The following is a 20,792-nucleotide window of genomic DNA, read 5'->3' as shown; positions in this document are numbered from 1 at the left end:
AAGGTTGTTTGAAAAGTATGTATTTAGATGCTTCTTTTTGGACATGCGCTTATATAGAGAAAGGGGGAAATTAAAGAATGGATACATTAATCGGCTTATTGCCTATTATTTTGATGTTCGTGGTGATGTGGTTTTTCATCATCCGTCCAGCACAAAAACGTCAAAAAACTACAGCTTCTATGCAATCTAGTTTAAAACGTGGGGATCGTATTGTAACAGTAGGTGGCCTTCACGCGTTGGTAGACGCAGTGGATGACGCAACTGTATTTGTGACAGTTGCAGACGGCACTCGCCTTCAATTCGAGCGTGCAGCAGTTGCTCGCGTATTGGACGCTTCTCCAGCACTATAAGAAAATCAAAACCTGTTTTCCGTAAAAGGAAAACAGGTTTTTTTGTATATTGCGTTGTTTTTTCTCTCATACTTAATAGAAAAAGGGGATGCGTATGAGTGAACTATTAGTTGTAGCATGGAGAACCATCTTTCTCTACCTATTAATTCTGTTTATTTTCAGAATCATGGGCAAGCGGGAAGTCGGCGAACTGAGCTTGATGGACCTAGTCATTTTCGTCATGATTGCAGAAGTTGCCTCATTTGCGATTGATAATCCACAACGTCAGTTGTTTGAATCCATTCTTCCCATGATTCTTTTACTTTTGATTCAGCTCGGGACATCCTTTTGGTCCTTGAAAAGTAAGAAAATCCGTGATTTAATCGATGGTGATCCATCCGTCATTATCCGTAACGGAGAAATCATTGAATCCGAGATGCGCAAACAACGTTACAATTTAGATGACTTGTTTCAACAGCTTCGAGAGCAGCAAATAGGCTCCATCCAGGATGTGTCTTATGCATTTCTAGAGCCATCGGGAAACTTATCCGTGTTCAAAAACGATGGAGATCATCCAGTATTGCCGCTTATTGTAGATGGGGATGTACAGGAATCCCATCTGGACTTAATCCAACAAGATAAAGAGTGGCTGCTCGATGAACTGAAGAAAATCCATATTTACGATCCCAAAACCGTATTCTACTGCAGCTATGAACGGGAGAAATTATATGTTCAAATGAGAGAACGTTTTAAGTCTTCTTGATCAACTTGCGAAGGAGTCGGACATCTGAGAAACGTAGCTGTCCAAATACCAGCAGGCCGAGGAATAACAATGTTGCAGTAACCATACTATCTGCCACCCACGGCATTTCACCTAAAGGCCAAATGACTGGACGAAGAATTGTGACGACAATAAACAGTAAATAGGGAAGTGCGAAAAATGTGAAGCCAATTCCGGCTTCTTTTTTTTGTCTGAGTGTAGCCATATGTAAAAAAGATGTTAAACATACACCGAACCCGATCGCTAAAATCGCACCTTTTTCTTCCACTCCAGGTTGGGAAGCTAACACAAACATCACGAATAATTTACCGAGCCCGCCGTAGATTGAATTCATCATCGCGGCTTTTGCCTCATGCATGGCTTGAAGAATCGCATGGAGAGGACTTTGGATGTAATAGAAAAAGAATACTGGTGCAAGCAAAGCCATATACCCTTTTCCTTCTGTTACATGGAAAAGCACGCGGACAATGTGTTCACCGTGCAAGTAAAAAATAGTAGCGGCAAAACAACCCGTTATGGCCGACACGCGCATGGCAAGTGATACGCGTTCCTGAAGCATTCCTTTGTTGGAGCGGGCTCTCGCGTCACTGACAGCTGGGACTAATACGATGGACAGGGCGTAGGGTATAAACGCCGGGAATAACAATAGAGGAATAAAAACGGCAGAGATTAGACCGTATAAATTGGTCGCTGCAACTGCCCCGATTCCTGCCACAGAAAGTGCCTTAATAAAGACAATCGGTTCCAGGAACCATGTAAACGAGCCGAACAATCGACTGCCTGCAGAAGGCAATGCCACTTGCAAGATAGGTGAAATAGGATAATCGACTTCTTTTTCTTTTATTGTTTTCACTCGCTTGTACTTCCACCATAAATAAAGGAACGCGACGATTTCAGCAATCAGCGCCATGGTCATGGCTGCCGCTGCAGTTGCAGCCGGACTAGATTGATTGACCACGTATGGCAATAGCCACGTGACCAGTCCTATACGGAAAAATTGCTCAATCAATGACGACCAGGCAGTTTCCTCCACTTTGGCAAGACCTTGAAAGTAGCCTTTTAATATTCCTGCATAAGCGGAGATTGGAATCGTAATCAAACCGATAATGAGCGTCTGGGCAATCGCTTCATTTTCAAGTAAATTTGTTGCGACAAATGGAATTGTGAAATATAACGGTGGTCCAAAAAAGATAATGGACAGCCAAGTCAGTTTCCACACTTTGCGCATGAGGGCTTGTATTTCTGCATGTTTTTTCCCTGCATACAGTTCTGCTGTTATTTTGGCGACGGCAATTGGCAATCCAAGCTGGATCAAGGATAAGAAGAAAATAAAAGCGGGGTAGGCTGCTGAGTAAATACCAACCGCTTCTTCACCAGCGATTCGCACAAATTGAATGCGAAAAACAAAGCCAAACAATTTGGATAAAAAAACAGCGCCCATTAATACCATCGTTCCACGTAAAAATGTCGACAATTCTGCCACTTCCTTCTCAAGTCAAAGAAATTCGTATACAATATTCGTATGCGAAAATAACGATGCTTAAAACCGAAGAAGAGGGAAGTGTTTCGATGAGTGTTAAGTATGAAGAATTATTTGAACTTGTGCGACCAGCATTGGAAAGTAAAGTAGCCGAATTTAAGGTGTACAATTACAACTCTGTCACGGAGGGGGACATCTGGAATTATTGTATTAACAAAAAATGGCGAAAACGTGACATTCAGGAAATGCGAGTCTCTGAAATGGTAAATGATATTTTGGAAACTTCACCAGCACAGTACATGACACACACTCAAATTGAAGACTTCAGAACCTCAAATTGGTTCTCGGAACTCAATCAGGGCGAACTTCGAGACCTAATGAATACGAATGTTAAAGCATCAATGCCAAAGTTTGTTTTTGTTAAATCGTCAGAATCTTAAGGACATTTGACACGTAGCGTGACGTGTTTCATAATAACCATGTTGCGCTTTTTTTCGAGAATGGTAATTTTAGATTGCCATTTGACTAGTTGAGGAGGAAGTTTACATATGAAAACCAGAGGCCGAATTATCGCATTTTTATTACTTATCGTAGTATTTGCGGCTTCCATCAGCACAACCGCTCAATCGGTTGTCAAAGATATTAAACTAGGTTTAGATTTACAAGGTGGTTTTGAAGTTCTCTATGAAGTTCAACCATTGAAGGATGGACAGAAAATTACAGAAGATGTGCTTGCTGATACAGCAGAAGCTCTTTTAAACCGTATTAATGTACTTGGCGTCAGTGAGCCAGTCATCCAGGTTGAAGGCGATAATCGTATTCGTGTGCAACTTGCGGGAGTGGAAGATCAAGAATCCGCTCGTGAATTGTTGTCAACACAGGCAAATTTATCTTTCCGCGACGTTGAAGACAAATTAATGTTGGATGGATCTGATTTAAAAGAAGGTGGGGCAAAAGCGACATTTGATGATAAGAGTCGTCCGATGGTCACGCTTGAACTGAAAGATCCATCTAAATTTGCAGATGTGACTCAAGAAATTTCTCAAAAACCATATGGTTCAAATTTATTGGTTATCTGGTTGGATTTTGAAGAAGGCGTGGATTCTTTCGCTGCTGAAATGTCAAAAGAGAAACCTAAATTTGTTTCAAGTCCTAAGGTAGATGCAAGAATTAACTCTAATAATGTTCAAATTAGTGGTTCATTCACAGTTGAAGAGACAAAAAGTTTAGCCGGCGTTTTAAATGCAGGGGCATTACCGGTTAAATTGGAAGAAGAGTATTCTACTTCAGTCGGTGCTCAGTTCGGTGAAAAAGCCTTGACATCTACGATTTTTGCTGGAGTAGTAGGGACGATACTAGTTGCTTTATTTATGCTACTTTATTATCGTTTGCCAGGTTTGGTTGCAGTTGTTACATTAGGAGTCTTCGTTTATCTAAACTTACTAGTCTTTGAACTAATTAATGGTGTTTTGACATTGCCAGGTATCGCAGCAATTATACTGGGTATTGGTATTGCAGTAGATGCAAACATCATCACAGCTGAACGAATAAAAGAAGAAATACGTATTGGTAGGTCTATTAATGCAGCATTTAGAAACGGTGCAAAAGATTCGTTTTCTGCTATTTTTGACTCCCATATCACTTCATTATTGGCATCTGCCGTATTGTTCTATTTTGGGACAAGTTCAGTTAAAGGCTTTGCGATTACATTAATCATCAGTATTTTAGTTAGTTTCCTAACCGCTGTATGGGGATCACGCATACTTTTAGGCTTACTTGTAAATAGTGGATTCTTCAATGGCAAGCCTTGGTTATTTGGGGTTAATAAATCAACGATACATCATGCGGATGAAAATTATAGTGCATTGGATTTGCCAACAAAATTTGATCGATTTGATTTTGTTAAATCACGTAAAAAATTCTTTACAGCGTCCATAGCTTTCCTTGCGCTTGGGTTGATTTTACTTGGGATTTTCCGCTTGAATTTAGGAATTGATTTCTCAAGTGGTACACGAGTTGAAATCCTGTCTGAAGATGCATTGACAAAAGAGGAATTAATCACTTATTTGGAGTCGATTGATCATCCTTCTGAAGATGTTGTCATTTCAGGTGATAAAAAAGAAATTGGCGTTATTCGATTTAAAGAAGAATTTTCACAGCAAGAAATTAATAAATTGAAAGCGTCGATCAGGGATGAATATGGTGCTGAACCTAACATCAGCACGGTTTCTCCGACTGTCGGAAAAGAACTAGCGAAAAATGCAGTATATGCATTAATATTTGCTTCAATAGGAATCATCATCTACACGGCATTCCGCTTTGAATGGAAAATGGGGATATCTGCGATATTAACTCTTTTATATGATGCCTTCTTCATGGTGGCGGTATTCAGTATTTTCCGTTTAGAAGTAGATATTACCTTTATCGCAGCAATCTTGACTATTGTGGGTTACTCGATTAACGATACCATCGTTACATTCGACCGGATTCGTGAAAACATGAAACGTTCGAAGAAAATCGAGACAGAGGAAGAACTTGCAACGATTGTTAATAAGTCACTTCGCCAAACACTTGGACGATCCGTTAATACGGTTTTAACCGTTGTCATGGTTGTAGTCGCATTATTGTTATTCGGTGCAGAATCCATTCGAAATTTCTCGCTCGCTTTACTTATCGGATTAATTTCCGGTACGTATTCTTCAATCTTCATCGCGGCACAGCTTTGGTTCGTGTTCAAAAAACGTGAATTGAAAAAACGTGGAGCAATTGATGTTGAAGAAGATGAGAACAAGAAAAAATGGGGTTCTGACGAGCCTGTCGTATAATAGTTTATAAATAATGAGGAACAGGGTATAGATAAACTATACTCTGTTCCTTTTTTTGAGTATTATGAAACAACCACGTTTCAACAATTAAGGGGGGAAACTGATGAAATTACAATGGTCTTTATTATTCGCACTTATTTTCGCAGTGATTGTTGCCATTTTTGCCGTAGTAAATGTGGATGAAGTTCCTGTCAATTACGTATTCGGCACTGCATCATTGCCTCTTATTTTAGTTATTTTAGGATCAGCCTTACTCGGAGCTTTAGTAAGTGGATCCGTTGCCATTTTCCGTTCGTTCGTTTTGCAACGTAGAGTCAGACAACTTGAAAAAGATAACACAGCAAAAGAGTCGCTGATTGCAGCACAACAAAACGAAATCTCGGCTTTGAACAAAAATGAACCTATTCGTTACCAGGACGCACATTTGGCTACTCAAGCTAAGCAGAATGGTGAAACAGTTGTCGATACACCATTAAGCAAGAAAGATATTAAAAATGATACAAATGCTAATGTCCGTTCAACAAGTTAAGATAAACGAAGCGCTCCTAGCGAGTGCTTTTTTTGTGGGCAAAATATGAATGGTGGCTCAGTTGTACAATTCGCAGATTTAGTTGGACAATATGGACATTTAGTTGGACAAAAGAGAGGTTTAGTTGGACGAATCGCCCTTTTAGTTGGAAATGCAAATTTAGTAGGCTTGTAGCGAACTCCAAAATGATATTAGACTCTATGAATTACATAGAAGCCTAGATACGTTATAATGGTATGTATGAGGAAGTGACTAAAAAATGATTGAATCTAAAAAAAGATGGCGTCTGGAAAGACCGGATGAACAAATCGTTCAACATTTAAAAGAAGCATTAAATATACCAACCGTATCTGCGAAACTTCTAGCGTCTCGCGGATTTTCTGATATAAATAAAACAAAAGCGTTCTTAAATATGGACGAATCATCGATGCACGATCCATTTTTAATGCATGACATGGATAAAGCGGTGGCTCGCATCAAAAAAGCAATTGCCGATGAGGAAATGATTTTAGTGTACGGTGATTACGATGCGGATGGTGTGACGAGTACTACAGTAATGATGTCTGCTCTTCAACAACTGAATGCCCATGTCACATTTGCCATTCCGAATCGATTCGTGGACGGCTATGGTCCAAGTGAACGACTATTTAAAGAAGCATTCGAAGATGGTGTAAGTCTGATCATTACAGTGGATAACGGAATATCAGGGATTGATGAAATACAAATGGCTAAGGATCTCGGGATGGATGTTATCGTAACCGATCACCATGAAGCTGGTGAAATTTTGCCACCTGCAGATGCCATTATCCATCCAAGACACCCTCAAGGAAGCTACCCTTTCGGTGAACTGGCTGGTGTTGGGGTTGCGTTCAAAGTAGCGCACGCATTACTCGGGGAAGCACCGAAAGAATTGTTAGAACTCGTTGCGATTGGCACCGTAGCCGATCTTGTCTCTTTGCATGATGAAAACCGTTATTTTGTGCAGGCTGGCGTCAAACAGATGCGCATATCGAAAAGACCGGCAATAAAGGCACTGTGCCAGATTGCAGGCACCGAACAAGATCAAATCAACGAAGAGACGATTGGTTTCTTATTTGGTCCACGCATTAATGCCCTTGGTCGCTTGGCTGATGCCGGCCCTGGTGTTGAGATGTTTTTAACGGAAGATGCAATTGAAGCGGCTTCGCTTGCTAAAGTTTTAGATACGCATAATAAAGAACGTCAAGGCATTGTCAGCCTGATGACGGAAGAAGCGATCGCCATGGTTGAATCAGGCGAATTAGGCAAAGACCCACGGGTGATTGTTGTGGCAAAAGAAGGCTGGAATCCTGGCGTCGTCGGAATTGTGGCGTCCCGTTTAGTTGAAAAGTATTATCGACCGACCATCGTTCTTGGAATGGATCCAGAAAAAGGGATTGCAAAAGGATCCGCGCGCAGTATTGAAGGGTTCCACTTATACAATGAACTTGCTAAAAACCGTGATATTTTGCCTCATTTTGGTGGACATCCTATGGCGGCGGGAATGACTTTGCCTTTGGAGAAAGTCGGAGATTTACGTAGTAGGTTACTACAACAAGCCAATGAGGCATTAACAGAAGAAGACTTACAACCGATTCAGCAAATCGATATTTCCATCAATCTTGAAGAAATAGATTTGACGACCATTGAGTCGTTGAAACAACTCGGGCCATTCGGTATGGACTTTCCGAAGCCGATGTATTGCATTGAAAACGTCAATATCGCTTCTATGAGAAAAATAGGTGCCAATCAAAATCATGTGAAAATGGAACTTGCGGATGGTCCATTGACGCTCGATGCGGTCGGATTCAGTAAAGGACATCTGGCTGATGAAATGACACCTGGTGTCGCTGTGTCGTTTATAGGTGATTTGCAAATTAATGAGTGGAATGGTCGCAAGAAACCCCAATTTATGATTGAAGATGCGAAAACAGATGAGTGGCAACTGTATGATATTCGGGGGATTCGACAAGTCAACCGCTGGAATCAGATGATCCAACCTGACAATGCTCTTTACCTAGCATTCCATCAATCGACAGTTCAGCATTTTCAATCGTTACTAAACGTTGACATTACATTGATATCCGAAGGTCAAACATTACCAAATCCAAAATCCTATATTGTTCTGCTTGATATTCCGCAAAAGGAACAACTGTTGGAAACAGTTTTGACACATGTACTATCGAAACGAATCTATGCTCATTTTTATGCGCCAGAATCAACGTATTTTGAGGGGATGCCTAGTCGCGATCACTTTAAATGGTATTATGGATTTTTAGCAAAACGGCCATCATTTGATTTGCAACAGCATGCGAAAGAGCTTGCCAAACACAAAGGTTGGAGCGAAAGTACACTATTTTTCATGACAGAGGTGTTTTTTGACCTTGGTTTTGTTAAAATAAACAATGGACGAATTGACTTGCAGGAGACAGCAGAGAAACGCGATCTTACGGAGTCGACGGTATATAAAATGCGCGAGCAACAAATGCAGCTTGAACAAAAGCTTTTATACGCGCCATATATGGAATTAAGACAATGGTTTGATGCCCGCTTAGTCGAGCAGACCGTTCCTGAGGAGGAGCAAGTATGGATTTAAAGCAATATGTAACAATCGTGGAAGATTGGCCGAAACCAGGTATCCGTTTTAAAGATATCTCAACAATCATGGATAATGGTGAAGCTTACAAATATGCAACAGATCAAATCGTGGAATACGCGAAAGAAAAGAACATAGATATGATTGTTGGTCCTGAAGCACGTGGATTTATTATCGGGTGTCCAGTCGCTTATGCAATGGGGAAAGGGTTTGCTCCTGTTCGTAAAGAAGGGAAATTGCCTCGCGAAGTGATTCGCGCAGAATATGACCTAGAGTATGGAACAAACGTTTTAACAATGCATAGAGATTCTATCAAACCAGGTCAACGAGTTATGATTTGTGACGACTTGCTTGCTACTGGTGGAACTGTGGAAGCAACAATTAAACTCGTCGAAGAGATGGGTGGAGTAGTTGCAGGTTGTGCATTCTTAATCGAGTTGACTTATCTTGATGGACGCGAAAAATTAAAAGGCTACGATATTTGCACTTTAATGCAATATTAAGGTTGAAAAAAGATGAACTTGCCGAGTTCATCTTTTTTTTATACGATAAGAAATTAAAAGTTTTTCATATCCTTTAGATTTTCTATATTTAGCTCCAAGGGTCAGAAACGAGAAGTTTCGCCTTTCATCCTTACAGAACGGTGTCGACCCTAGAGTGACGCTTTGCGCTTTTCTTTTTTAAAAAGTGTGTTGATTTTTTGAATGACCATATAATAAAAGACAACATCTTGTAGCTTTTAGGGTGCAAGATGTGTTTTTCTAATATACAATAGTCTTTACATATATTCGAAAGTGAATGGAGTCTGGTGATTCGACATGGCGAAAGACCAAATATTTACATCTGAAGAAGTGTTCGCAATTGTCGCTACGTACATGAACGACAAAAACGTGAAATTTGTCCAAAAGTCGTATGAAATGGCGGAGTATGCTCACCGAGAACAGTTCAGAAAATCAGGAGAGCCTTATATTATTCATCCGATTCAAGTAGCGGGGATACTGGCACAACTACAAATGGATCCTGCAACAGTTGCTGCAGGTTTTTTACATGATGTCGTAGAAGATACTGACATCCATAGAGATGACATCGTTCGCGAATTCAGTGAAGAAGTGGCGATGCTGGTAGAAGGTGTCACCAAGTTAAGTAAAATTAAATTTATGTCTAAAGAAGAACAGCAAGCGGAAAATCACCGTAAAATGTTCGTGGCTATGGCGCAGGATATCCGGGTCATTTTAATTAAATTGGCGGATCGACTGCACAATATGCGCACATTGAAATTCCAACCAGTGGAAAAGCAAAGGCTTAAAGCAAGTGAAACGCTGGAAATTTTCGCTCCCCTGGCACATCGACTTGGGATTTCCACAATTAAATGGGAACTTGAAGACATTTCGTTGCGCTATTTAAATCCCCAGCAATACTACCGCATCGTGAATTTGATGAAACGAAAACGCAATGAGCGTGAAGATTATTTGAACAATGTAATGGTTGACATAAAAAGCGAGCTCGAAGATGTTGAAATCGAAGCTGATTTGTATGGTCGACCGAAACATATTTACAGTATCTATAAAAAAATGGTTTTGCAAAATAAGCAATTTAACGAAATCTATGATTTGCTCGCCGTACGAATAACAGTCGAAAGTATTAAAGACTGTTACGCTGTTCTCGGTATAATCCATACGCTATGGAAGCCGATGCCTGGACGTTTCAAGGATTATATTGCAATGCCCAAACAAAACTTATACCAGTCACTTCATACAACCGTGATTGGTCCTCAGGGCGATCCTTTGGAAGTGCAGATTCGCACAGAAGAAATGCATCGCATCGCTGAATTCGGGGTCGCTGCACACTGGGCTTACAAAGAAGGCAAAACAGTGGAGTCTACGAATAAATCAGTTGATTCGAAGCTGACTTGGTTCAGAGAGATTTTGGAGTACCAGAATGAATCTTCGAATGCGGAAGAATTTATGGAATCACTTAAATTCGACTTATTCTCTGATATGGTTTATGTATTTTCTCCAAAAGGGGATGTTATGGAGTTACCGGCAGGTTCGGTTCCAATCGATTTTGCTTTCCGCGTGCATTCCGAAATCGGCAACAAGACCATTGGAGCGAAAGTTAACGGTAAAATGGTACCGCTGGATACGAAGCTTCAAACAGGAGATATTGTAGAAATATTAACTTCTAAGCAGTCATTTGGTCCAAGTCGAGATTGGCTTAAAATCGCCCAATCATCACAAGCCAAAAATAAAATTAAACAATTCTTCAAAAAGCAAGTTCGTGATGATAATGTCCACAAAGGTCATGAAATGATCGAAAAAGAAATAAAAGCGCAAGAGTTTGATATTAAAGAAGTATTAACGAATGAAAATATTAAACGTGTATGTGAAAAATTCAATTTCACGAGCGAAGAAGATATGTATGCAGCGGTTGGGTTTAATGGCATTACTGCTCAACAGGTCGTGAACCGTCTGGCAGAAAAAATGCGCAAAATCCGTGATCAGGAAGAAGCTTTAGAGAAAATCACGAAAGAAATGCATACGCCGACCATCCGTAAAGCGACCGAATCTGGCGTAATTGTCAAAGGAATAGACAACTTGCTGATTCGCTTGTCCCGTTGTTGCAGTCCGGTTCCGGGAGACGAAATCATTGGCTTTATTACAAAAGGTCGTGGCGTTTCGGTTCATCGAGACGATTGTCCGAATGTGCAGGATGCAACTGGCAACGAACGCTTGATTGATGTGGAGTGGGGTCAGCCACTGACGTCAAATCGCAAAGAATATCAAGTAGATATTGAAATTTCTGCGTTCGATCGACCTGGTTTATTAAACGAAGTCATGCAAGTGGTAAATGAGGCCAAAACAAATATCTCAGCAGTCAGCGGTAAAGCGGATCGCGATAAGATCGCAACAATTAATATGACGATTATGATTACAAATATTGGACATTTGCACAAAATTGTTGAGCGGATAAAACAAATTCCGGATATTCATTCCGTGCAACGAATGACGAATTGAGGGTTCAGTTTTGAAAGTCGTACTACAGCGAAGTTTAGAAGCAAAAGTTGAAGTGAATGGGGAAGTCACCGGGCAAATCGATAAAGGTTTCGTTTTGCTCGTGGGCATCACCCACGAAGATACTAAAGAAGATGTGCGCTATGTCGCCGAAAAAGTCGCGAATCTTCGTTTATTTGAAGATGAGAGTGGCAAAATGAACCTATCCATATTTGAAGCGGGTGGCTCGGTTTTATCCGTTTCCCAATTTACGTTATACGGGGATACGCGAAAAGGCAGACGTCCGAGCTTTAGTGAAGCAGCCAAACCAGAAATTGCGAAACCCCTCTGGGATTTATTTAACGAAGAACTTCGTAATCTGAATCTCCATGTCGAAACTGGCGTATTTGGCGCAATGATGGATGTATCATTAACGAATGACGGACCAGTAACATTGATTGTAGAATCTAAATAAAGTTAAAACACCCTTTTTCTAAACGAAACCATATTATATGGTTCGTAGAAGAAAAGGGTGTTTTTTCTTACCTTATATATTATTAAACAGTATGGAATTCCACTATCTTAAAATCATAGGGCTCTAGTTGAATCAGTGGGAATGGTTCGCTCACTATTTCTTCATCTGTCCAAAGATTTTTCAATGTGTTGTTTTTGATCTCAAAGGGAACTTCGTAGCTCTGCGTTGTATTTGTTGGGTTGAGCAAAACGAATATATTGCGGTTGTCCAAATACTTTCGGAAAATGACAAGATTCGTGTCAACCCAGTTCATGAACTGGAACTGACCATTATTCGCGAGCAGTGGATGTTGTTTTCGTAAAGAAATACACTTTGTCAAATGGGAGAGAAGATCCGTATTCTGCTTCTCTTCGTCCCATTCCATGCAAGCTCTACAGCCAGGATCTTTTCCACCGGTCATGCCAACCTCATCTCCGTAATACATACATGGAGAACCGATGAAAGTGTACATTAATAAATAAATTAGTTTCACCCGTCTTATGTCGTCCTGACACTCTGTGAGGATTCTAGGCGTGTCGTGGCTACCGACTAAGTTAAAAGTGACGTCCATCACGTTATTCGGGTAGCTTTGGACCACAGAAGACATTGCATCCATGAAATCGATAGCGGACATATTCTGACTGGCAAACAATTGCAATACATTAGTAGTAAAGGGATAGTTCATTACAGCATCAAATTGATCACCGTATAGCCATGGCATGGAATCGTGCCATACTTCGCCTAAAATGTAAACATCAGGTTTTTCATTACGGACAACGTGGCGAAACTCCCGCCAAAATTGGTGATCCACTTCATTTGCTACATCTAAGCGCCAGCCATCAATATTGAATTCTTTTATCCAATAGGCAGCAACATCCAGTAAATATTTTTTGACTTGTGTGTTTTGTGTATTCAGCTTTGGCATTTGAGAGACAAATGCAAATGCTTCGTAATTTGGACGTTCACCATTCTGCAAAGGTAGGCTGTGTGGATAAAACCAATCAACGAATTCCGACTCACTCCCTTTTTCTAACACGTCTTGGAATGGAGGGAAATAAAAACCACAATGATTAAATACAGCGTCCAACATCACTTTTATCCCACGAGCATGGCACGAATCTACCAAACTCTTTAAATCCTCTTTCGTACCAAATTGAGGATCAATTGAAAAGTAATCGATCGTGTCATATTTATGGTTGGTTGGTGCAGTAAAAATCGGTGTGAGGTAGATGCCGTTGATACCGAGACTTTCCAAGTAATCAAGTTTTTGCTCAATTCCTTGCAAATCACCACCAAAGAAATTGTTTGCAGATGGTTCAACTTTCCCCCATGGCTGAACGTTTTTCGGATCGTTTAATTTATTTCCGTTGAAAAAACGATCTGGAAAAATTTGATACCATACTGTATCTTTCACCCATTCTGGAGGGTTAAATAGCTCAGAGTCATGAAGGTAGGGAAAACAAAAATAATAGCCAGAATCATAAATGATATCTTCATAAAATCCTTTTTCAGTGAAGATAACACGTTCATCATTTGAAAAAAGTTCAAATCCATATCGAATTCTTCGGTGGGGAGGATTAATTTTTACTTCCCAGTAATCGAATAATGCATCTGTTGCGCTTAAGGAAAGATCAGCTCGTTGAACAATCCATTTCTCGTTTTCCCAAATATATGGATCGCCATAGATTAGCTCAATCTTTTGGATGTCCTCTTTTTTGGTACGTAATCTGATGCAAAGCGTGTTCTTTTCCATAATAAAAGAGTAATTATTCCCCGGACGGTGAAAAATAGCCGAACGTTCCATTAGAGCACCACCTTTTAAGTATTTTTAATTAAAAACTTCGATTCAGATTAACAAAACAATTTAACCAATTCAATCCCTGTCTAATTTTTTCATCTTAAAAAGGAAATCTACATAAAATAAAAAAATTTCCTTCAATGATTGCAAAAAATAGTTATTGTAAAATTAGAAACAATCATTATAATTAAGAATATATTTGTGCAATCGCTTTCACAAGTTTAAAAGATTCGAAAAAGGTCAAAAACACGATTGTTATTTTTTATTAAATAATGATAGCGTTTTCATTTTACGAGTTTTTAGTTTTGTGCAAACGGTTGTATAAGTGAGTGTTCAAAAAGATATTAGGAGGGTCATGATGAAGAAAAATTTATTATTAATGATGCTTGTTCTTTTGTTAGCTATGCTAGCTGCTTGTGCACCTGATCGTGCAGAAGAACCAAAACCATCTGACGGTAAAGACGTAGCTGAAGAGCCAAAACCAGAGAAACTTGTTATCTGGGAAGATGTAGATAAGAGTAAAGATTGGTTACCAGCTGCAATCGAATCTTTCGAAAAAGAGTATGGAATCAAAGTTGAATTTAAAGAGTTGAACATGGCTGACAAAATCCGTGATCAATTACGTCTTGACGGTCCAACAGGAAATGCTCCAGACGTAGTAACTCTTCCACATGACCAAATCGGTCAAGTTGTAACTGAAGGACTTCTTCAAGAAATTAATGTAGATGATTCAGTATTGAAAACATACAGCGAATCTTCAATTACTGCTCAAATGTATGATGGAAAACTTTACGGTTTACCAAAAGCAACAGAAACACCAGTACTTATTTATAACAAAGCTTTAATGGAAAAAGCTCCTGAAACAATGGATGAGCTTTATACATTCTCTAAAGATTTCACAAAAGATGGAAACTACGGCTTCCTAGCACTTTGGGATAACTTCTACTTTGCACATGGTGCAATTGCAGGTATGGGTGGATATGTTTTCAACGAAGGTGCTGAAGGTCTTGACCGTGATGATATCGGTCTTAACAATGAAGGCGCAGTAGAAGGTGCTGCTTACATTCAAAAATGGTACACAGAAGGATTATTCCCTAAAGGTATCATCGGTGAAACTGGCGGCGCTGCAATGGACGGATTGTTTAACGAAGGTAAAGTTGCTGCTGTTATGAACGGACCTTGGGCATTCCAAGGAATGAGAGACGCAGGAGTTGACATCGGAATTGCTCCAATGCCAACACTTCCAAACGGAGAGCCTGTTAAAACATTCATGGGTGTTAAAGGATGGCATGTAACGAAATTCACGAAAAATCCTTACTGGGCAACAAAACTTATCGAACACTTGTCTAACGATGAAAACTCGAAAGCTCGTTTCGAAGCAGTATCTGAAATTCCAGCTAACGTAGCATTAGTTGAAGATCCAATCATTGCTGACAATGAAGGCGCTAAAGCTGTAGCTGTTCAATCTCAATACGCTGTTCCAATGCCAAACATTCCAGAAATGGGCGAAGTATGGGGACCAATGGCTTCTGCACTTCAAACTGTGGCAACAGGTAAATCTGAACCACAAGCAGCTTTGGACGAAGCAGTTAAATCAATCAAAACGAACATCGAAACAAATCACCCAGCGAAATAATTTTTGCTGAATTCGTCACTCAAGTTATACACCGATGCTTGAAACTCGCGCCGGTTACAACCACCTGCCAGATCCGCTTCAGTGGGTTTGGTTGAGACTTGAGTAACGTATCACGCTGATATCAAGATGCTGGAAAAAGTCATGGGCGGTACCCTCTATCATGGAGGGTATGGCCTATCCTTTTATTTATACTAATAATTTCAGTTTTACAGAAAGCATACTATAAGTATTGAAAACAACAATTACCGATTGTGATACATACTCAACACTTTCTTCTATGCTGAAAAAAGGAGGCACAAGCCCGAATGGAAGGTTTAACAACTGCTACTCATCATCGAAGAAATGCCACTCTGCTCTCCATCATTCCTGGATTCGGTCAATTCTATAACAAGCAATTCATTAAGGGAATGGTCTTTTTAATATTAGCGGCATCTTTTGCCATCGTCTTTTCCGAATTTTTAGGAGTGGGCTATTGGGGCATTGTCACGTTAGGTGAAATTCCTGGACTCGACAATTCAGTGTTCCTGCTAATCGATGGCATCATCGCATTGATCATCACAATCATGGGCCTGTGCGTGTATGCGTTTAATTTGTATGATGCATACCAAAACGGGAAGAAACGTGATTTAGGTGAATCCGTAAATTCCGTTCGTCAGCAATACCATAATTTAATTAACAACGGATTCCCTTACTTAATGATTTCACCAGGATTCTTCCTCTTAATTTTTGTCGTCATTTTCCCAATCTTATTTGTTATCCTTTTGGCATTTACAAATTATGATCTTTATCATTCACCTCCAGGCAATCTAGTTGACTGGGTTGGATTCCAGAACTTTATCGATATCTATAAGTTGGATATTTGGAGAAAAACATTCTTTGCTGTATTAGCTTGGACGATTGTTTGGACTTTTGGTGCTACCACTTTCCAAGTAGCTTTAGGGATTTTCCTTGCAATCCTTGTTAATCAAAAGGATTTAAAAGGTAAAGCAATGATCCGTACCATCATGATTTTACCTTGGGCGGTTCCATCGTTTATCACGATTTTGATTTTCTCAGGAATGTTCAATGAATCATTCGGTGTCATCAATAAATCGATCCTTCCTTTAATCGGGCTCGAAAGCGGTCTGCCGTGGATGACGAATGAACTTTGGACGAGATTAGCGTTAATTATGATTCAGACGTGGTTAGGATTCCCGTTCATATTTGCCATGACAACAGGAGTATTGCAATCAATTCCAGATGAATTGTATGAAGCGGCAAATGTTGACGGTGCGTCCATTATGCAAAAGTTCTTTTCAATTACATTGCCGTTAGTGTTGTATGCGACGGCACCAATTATCATTACGCAGTATACGTTCAACTTCAATAACTTTAACGTTATTTTCCTATTCAATGGAGGAGGTCCTGCGATTCCGAGTCAGAATGCGGGGGGTACTGATATCCTCATTTCTTGGATCTATCGTCTGACTATGACCAGTGCACAATACGGAAAAGCGGCTGCGGTAACTATGATTCTTTCAATCATTGTCATTTCCGTTGCGTTATGGCAATTTAAACGAACGAAATCTTTCCAAGAGGAGGATATGATGTAGCATGAGTAATAAAAAAAGCAGAATCATCCGACTCACGTTATCCTATTTAGCTATTTTAGCGATGGTTGCCATCGTAGTGTATCCATTGCTTTGGGTTATTGGGTCATCTTTTAATCCAGGACAAAGTTTATCTGGGTCAAAAATGTTCCCGGAGAATCCAACATTTAAACATTACGCTTTCTTGTTTGATACAGAGAAATCCAATTACCTTCTTTGGTATTGGAATTCCATGAAAATCAGTGTTATTACAATGGTTTTGACCGTTATCTCAGTGTCATTTACAGCGTATGCCTTTTCACGTTACCGTTTCTATGGAAGAAAGAACGGCTTGCTGACATTCTTAATCTTGCAAATGATTCCTAACTTTGCAGCTTTGATCGCGATTTTCGTATTAGCGATTCGTACAGGATTGATCGATACACATTTAGGATTGATTCTTGTATATGTTGGTGGGCAAATACCGATGAATACCTATTTGATGAAAGGTTATTTGGACACCATTCCAAGAGAATTGGATGAATCGGCAAAAATGGATGGTGCAGGGCATATGCGCATTTTCTTCCAGATTGTGATGCCACTTGCTAAACCAATAATTGCGGTTGTTGCATTGTTCTCTTTCATTGCACCATTGGGTGATTTCATTCTTGCACGAATCTTACTGCGTGATGATCAGAAATTCACTCTTGCGGTCGGATTATACGAATTGGTTGCCAAGCAATTTGGTAATGAATTCACTAAGTTCGCAGCAGGGGCAGTATTAGTAGCAATCCCAATCGCGATTCTGTTCTTAATGTTCCAAAAGTATTTTGTATCTGGATTGACAGCGGGCGGGACAAAAGGGTAATAAACAAGTTTTTACCAATACGTTTTGTCACTGTTAATGAAGATTGTTAATTAATAGTGTTGGAATCTGCTAGACTCCTGCAGTTAGTCATCGCAAAATGATAATTCGAGGCAACACGGGAGCACATTCTTCCACAATCAAAAACATTAAAGCCTTAATTTAAAGGGGGAGCGGGGAATGAGGAAAGTATTACACTCACTCATTTTAATTCCGTTTCTTCTTTTTTGCGCATTTCCTGTAAGTGCTGTTGAAAAAGAAGAACGAAAGTGGCAGGATGAGTCCATTTATTTCATTATGGTTGATCGCTTCAATAATGGAGATACTGCAAACGATTTTGAAGTGAATACCGCTGACCTTAGGGAATATCATGGGGGTGATTTCAAAGGAATTACCGACAAGCTCGATTACATTCAAGACATGGGTTTCACGACAATCTGGCTGACACCGGTTTTTGATAATGAAGCAAAAGGTTACCATGGATATTGGATAAACGACTTTTATAAAACCGAAGAACACTTCGGCACGATGGAAGAATTTAAGACACTAGTGGATGAAGCGCATAAACGGGATATGAAAGTCATCCTGGATTTTGTGGTCAACCATGTGGGACCTAACCATCCTTGGGCCGAGGATGAGCAAAAAAAAGATTGGTTTCATGAAAAGCAGCCAATACTGAACTGGGACAACCAAGAGGAAGTCGAGAATAATTGGTTATACGACTTACCCGATTTTAATCAGGAAAACGAAGAAACGCGAAAATATCTTTTGGATACCGCAAAATGGTGGATTGAAGAAACAGACGTGGATGGATACCGATTGGATACAGTCAAGCATGTACCAAAAGATTTCTGGACTGATTTCTCCAAAGAAGTAAAGTCTGTTAAAGACGATTTCTATCTGATGGGGGAAGTTTGGCATAATGACCTTCGAGTGGTTGCAGCTTATGAAGAAACAGGGATCGATGGGTTTGTAGATTTCCCGCAAAATGAACAATTGCGAACGACTTTTGCCAAACCAGATCAAAGTCTCGGTTGGTTATTCACTTCATTGGATCGCAATAAAGCTTTTTACAAACGACCAGAGCTATTAGGTAATTTCATGGATAACCATGACATGAGTAGATTCACTCGGGACGTTTTACAAAATAAGCAGAATCCCGTTACTAGGTGGAAATTGGCCCTTACTTATATTTATACTGCTCCTGGCATCCCAATTGTCTACAATGGATCGGAAATTGCCATGGATGGTGGGGAAGATCCTGATAACCGAAGAATGATGGAGTTTGATGGTGACAAAGAGTTGATCACGTATCTTTCGAAACTTGGGAAATTGCGCAATGAACACTCTGCCCTTACTAGAGGAGAGCTTGTTCAGTTGCATGAAGCGAGTGGAATGGCTGTTTACAAACGCATTTATCAAGATGAAACAATTGTCGTTGCCATTAACAATACATCTAAATCGCAAACGGTGAAAATCAATAGTAAAGACATTGCTGACGATAAACAATTGACAGGGTTATTGAGTGACATGCAGATCAAAGAGAAAAGTGGCCAATATCAACTGACGATTGATGCAGAGACCTCGGAAATATTTACAGTTTCAGAGAAAAGTGGAATGGGAATGTATCCGATTGTCATTGCAGCATGTGTGATTTTGGTAAGTCTATTAGCGTTTTACGTATTAAGACGTTCCAAAAGAAAAATAACCAATTGAATTTTCATTATTGAGTAAATTAATACGCAAATAATCGTTATAATAGATTTATATGAAATGTTGGTTAAGAAGTTCTTAAAGAGAGGATGAGGAGCTTTGGCCATCACAATCAAAGACGTTGCCAAACTATCAAATGTGGCACCATCAACCGTGTCGAGGGTCATCGCGAATAACCCTCGAATCAGTGAAAAAACAAAAATTAAAGTAAGAGCAGCAATGGATGAGCTTGGTTATCATCCAAACTTTATTGCGCGAAGTTTAGCCAATCAATCAACGAGAGTCATTGGATTGGTTTTGCCAAACTCAACAGATGTATTCTTCCAGAATCCATTTTTTCCAACAGTATTACGTGGGTTAAGTGATGGTGCTAATGAGCGGCATTATGCTTTGCAAATCAATACTGGAAATACAGATGAAGAAATTTATGACGGGGTTGTCCAAATGGTTCAGGGCGGCCGAGTAGACGGAGTCATTCTTTTGTATTCACGTATTGAAGATAAGGTCTTGAATTATTTGAGAGAAAGAAAATTTCCTTTTGTCGTAATAGGGAAACCGTTTAAGGATGTTGATCAAATTACATATGTCGATAACGATAACTATAAAGCGACAAAAGAAGCGACGCGATACTTGCTGAGCTTAGGGCATAAACAAATTGGCTTTATTGGTGGAGATTTGAACTTCGTAGTAACGGTCGAACGATTACTCGGATTTGAAAAAGCTTTGCGTGAAGCTGGGTTGCAAAGCAACGACGATTACATTATTCACAGTCAGTTTTTACGTGAAGGTGGACAAGAGGCAATAGGGAAGCTCATCAACTTGAAAGAACCGCCTACTGCTTTGGTAGTGGCTGATGATTTAATTGCACTGGGTGTTCTGAATACATTATTGGAAATGAATATTTCCGTCCCTGAAGATATGTCGATTATCAGCTTCAATAATGTGCTTTTCACAGAACTGTCTCATCCGCCTTTGACATCAGTCGAAATCAATATTTTTGAAATTGGCTATCAGGCAGCAAAGAGCATGATTCAACTTTTGGAAAATCCAAATGAACCCGTAAAAAGGATTATCGTGGACCATGAAATCATCAAACGACTTTCATGTTCGAAAAGCGTCAAAAATATCAGTGTTTTATAAGAAATTAATA

The 20,792-nt window shown here is 39.8% G+C and carries 17 protein-coding genes; 15 read left to right on the top strand and 2 right to left on the bottom strand.

Features of this window, described 5'->3' with window-relative positions:
• Positions 1-77: 77 nt before the first annotated feature.
• Positions 78-350, top strand: a complete 273-nt coding sequence (gene yajC / locus ACQKEV_RS10165; RefSeq protein WP_427445400.1) for a preprotein translocase subunit YajC — start codon at positions 78-80, stop codon at positions 348-350.
• Positions 351-444: 94 nt separating this feature from the next.
• Entirely contained in the window at positions 445-1,092 is a 648-nt protein-coding gene (locus ACQKEV_RS10160; RefSeq protein ID WP_427445402.1) for a DUF421 domain-containing protein, read from the top strand.
• On the opposite strand, the gene ACQKEV_RS10155 is transcribed toward ACQKEV_RS10160, so the two are convergent.
• Positions 1,079-2,584, bottom strand: coding sequence for a putative polysaccharide biosynthesis protein (locus ACQKEV_RS10155; protein ID WP_427445404.1), 1,506 nt, complete (start codon positions 2,582-2,584; stop codon positions 1,079-1,081). The two genes, ACQKEV_RS10160 and ACQKEV_RS10155, sit on opposite strands and share 14 nt — an antisense overlap.
• 95 nt (positions 2,585-2,679) lie before the next feature.
• On the opposite strand from ACQKEV_RS10155, the gene ACQKEV_RS10150 reads away from it, so the two are divergent.
• The 8 genes from ACQKEV_RS10150 (at position 2,680) to dtd (ending at position 12,023) form a co-directional block, all read left to right on the top strand.
• Complete coding sequence (locus tag ACQKEV_RS10150) at positions 2,680-3,030, top strand: post-transcriptional regulator (RefSeq protein WP_427457860.1); 351 nt, start codon at positions 2,680-2,682, stop codon at positions 3,028-3,030.
• Between the two features lie 108 nt (positions 3,031-3,138).
• Positions 3,139-5,415 carry a protein translocase subunit SecDF gene (secDF, locus tag ACQKEV_RS10145; protein ID WP_427445408.1) on the top strand — a complete coding sequence of 759 codons (2,277 nt, stop codon included), beginning with the start codon at positions 3,139-3,141 and terminating at the stop codon, positions 5,413-5,415.
• Between the two features lie 103 nt (positions 5,416-5,518).
• Positions 5,519-5,944 carry a LapA family protein gene (locus tag ACQKEV_RS10140; protein WP_427445411.1) on the top strand — a complete coding sequence of 142 codons (426 nt, stop codon included), beginning with the start codon at positions 5,519-5,521 and terminating at the stop codon, positions 5,942-5,944.
• Between the two features lie 45 nt (positions 5,945-5,989).
• A complete protein-coding gene (locus ACQKEV_RS10135) occupies positions 5,990-6,118 on the top strand; it encodes a hypothetical protein (protein ID WP_427445414.1) in 129 nt (42 codons plus the stop codon).
• Positions 6,119-6,203: 85 nt separating this feature from the next.
• On the top strand, positions 6,204-8,558 hold the full coding sequence (gene recJ / locus ACQKEV_RS10130) for a single-stranded-DNA-specific exonuclease RecJ (protein WP_427445416.1): 2,355 nt from the start codon (positions 6,204-6,206) through the stop codon (positions 8,556-8,558).
• The gene (locus tag ACQKEV_RS10125) at positions 8,549-9,061 is read left to right on the top strand and encodes an adenine phosphoribosyltransferase (protein ID WP_427445418.1); all 513 of its coding nucleotides are present in this window, start codon (positions 8,549-8,551) and stop codon (positions 9,059-9,061) included. The genes recJ and ACQKEV_RS10125 overlap by 10 nt, the downstream gene beginning before the upstream one ends.
• Positions 9,062-9,376: 315 nt before the next feature.
• On the top strand, positions 9,377-11,572 hold the full coding sequence (locus tag ACQKEV_RS10120; RefSeq protein WP_427445420.1) for a RelA/SpoT family protein: 2,196 nt from the start codon (positions 9,377-9,379) through the stop codon (positions 11,570-11,572).
• Positions 11,573-11,582: 10 nt separating this feature from the next.
• Positions 11,583-12,023 carry a D-aminoacyl-tRNA deacylase gene (gene dtd / locus ACQKEV_RS10115; RefSeq protein ID WP_427445422.1) on the top strand — a complete coding sequence of 147 codons (441 nt, stop codon included), beginning with the start codon at positions 11,583-11,585 and terminating at the stop codon, positions 12,021-12,023.
• Positions 12,024-12,105: 82 nt separating this feature from the next.
• On the opposite strand, the gene ACQKEV_RS10110 is transcribed toward dtd, so the two are convergent.
• Positions 12,106-13,866, bottom strand: coding sequence for a glycoside hydrolase family 13 protein (locus tag ACQKEV_RS10110; protein WP_427445424.1), 1,761 nt, complete (start codon positions 13,864-13,866; stop codon positions 12,106-12,108).
• Positions 13,867-14,218: 352 nt separating this feature from the next.
• On the opposite strand from ACQKEV_RS10110, the gene ACQKEV_RS10105 reads away from it, so the two are divergent.
• From ACQKEV_RS10105 to ACQKEV_RS10085, 5 genes are all read left to right on the top strand, one after another.
• Positions 14,219-15,496, top strand: a complete 1,278-nt coding sequence (locus ACQKEV_RS10105) for an extracellular solute-binding protein (RefSeq protein ID WP_427445427.1) — start codon at positions 14,219-14,221, stop codon at positions 15,494-15,496.
• A 305-nt stretch (positions 15,497-15,801) separates the two neighbouring features.
• Positions 15,802-17,088 (top strand): carbohydrate ABC transporter permease, encoded by a 1,287-nt coding sequence (locus ACQKEV_RS10100; RefSeq protein WP_427445429.1) that lies wholly within the window; start codon positions 15,802-15,804, stop codon positions 17,086-17,088.
• Position 17,089: 1 nt separating this feature from the next.
• Positions 17,090-17,932, top strand: coding sequence for a sugar ABC transporter permease (locus ACQKEV_RS10095; RefSeq protein WP_269925239.1), 843 nt, complete (start codon positions 17,090-17,092; stop codon positions 17,930-17,932).
• Between the two features lie 177 nt (positions 17,933-18,109).
• Complete coding sequence (locus tag ACQKEV_RS10090; protein ID WP_427445432.1) at positions 18,110-19,645, top strand: alpha-amylase family glycosyl hydrolase; 1,536 nt, start codon at positions 18,110-18,112, stop codon at positions 19,643-19,645.
• Between the two features lie 96 nt (positions 19,646-19,741).
• Entirely contained in the window at positions 19,742-20,782 is a 1,041-nt protein-coding gene (locus tag ACQKEV_RS10085; protein WP_427445435.1) for a LacI family DNA-binding transcriptional regulator, read from the top strand.
• Positions 20,783-20,792 lie beyond the last annotated feature (10 nt).

The organism is Paenisporosarcina sp. NPDC076907 (assembly GCF_050269735.1).
Classification (GTDB): Bacteria; Bacillota; Bacilli; order Bacillales_A; family Planococcaceae; genus Paenisporosarcina.
This window is presented reverse-complemented; position numbering and strand designations above follow the sequence as displayed.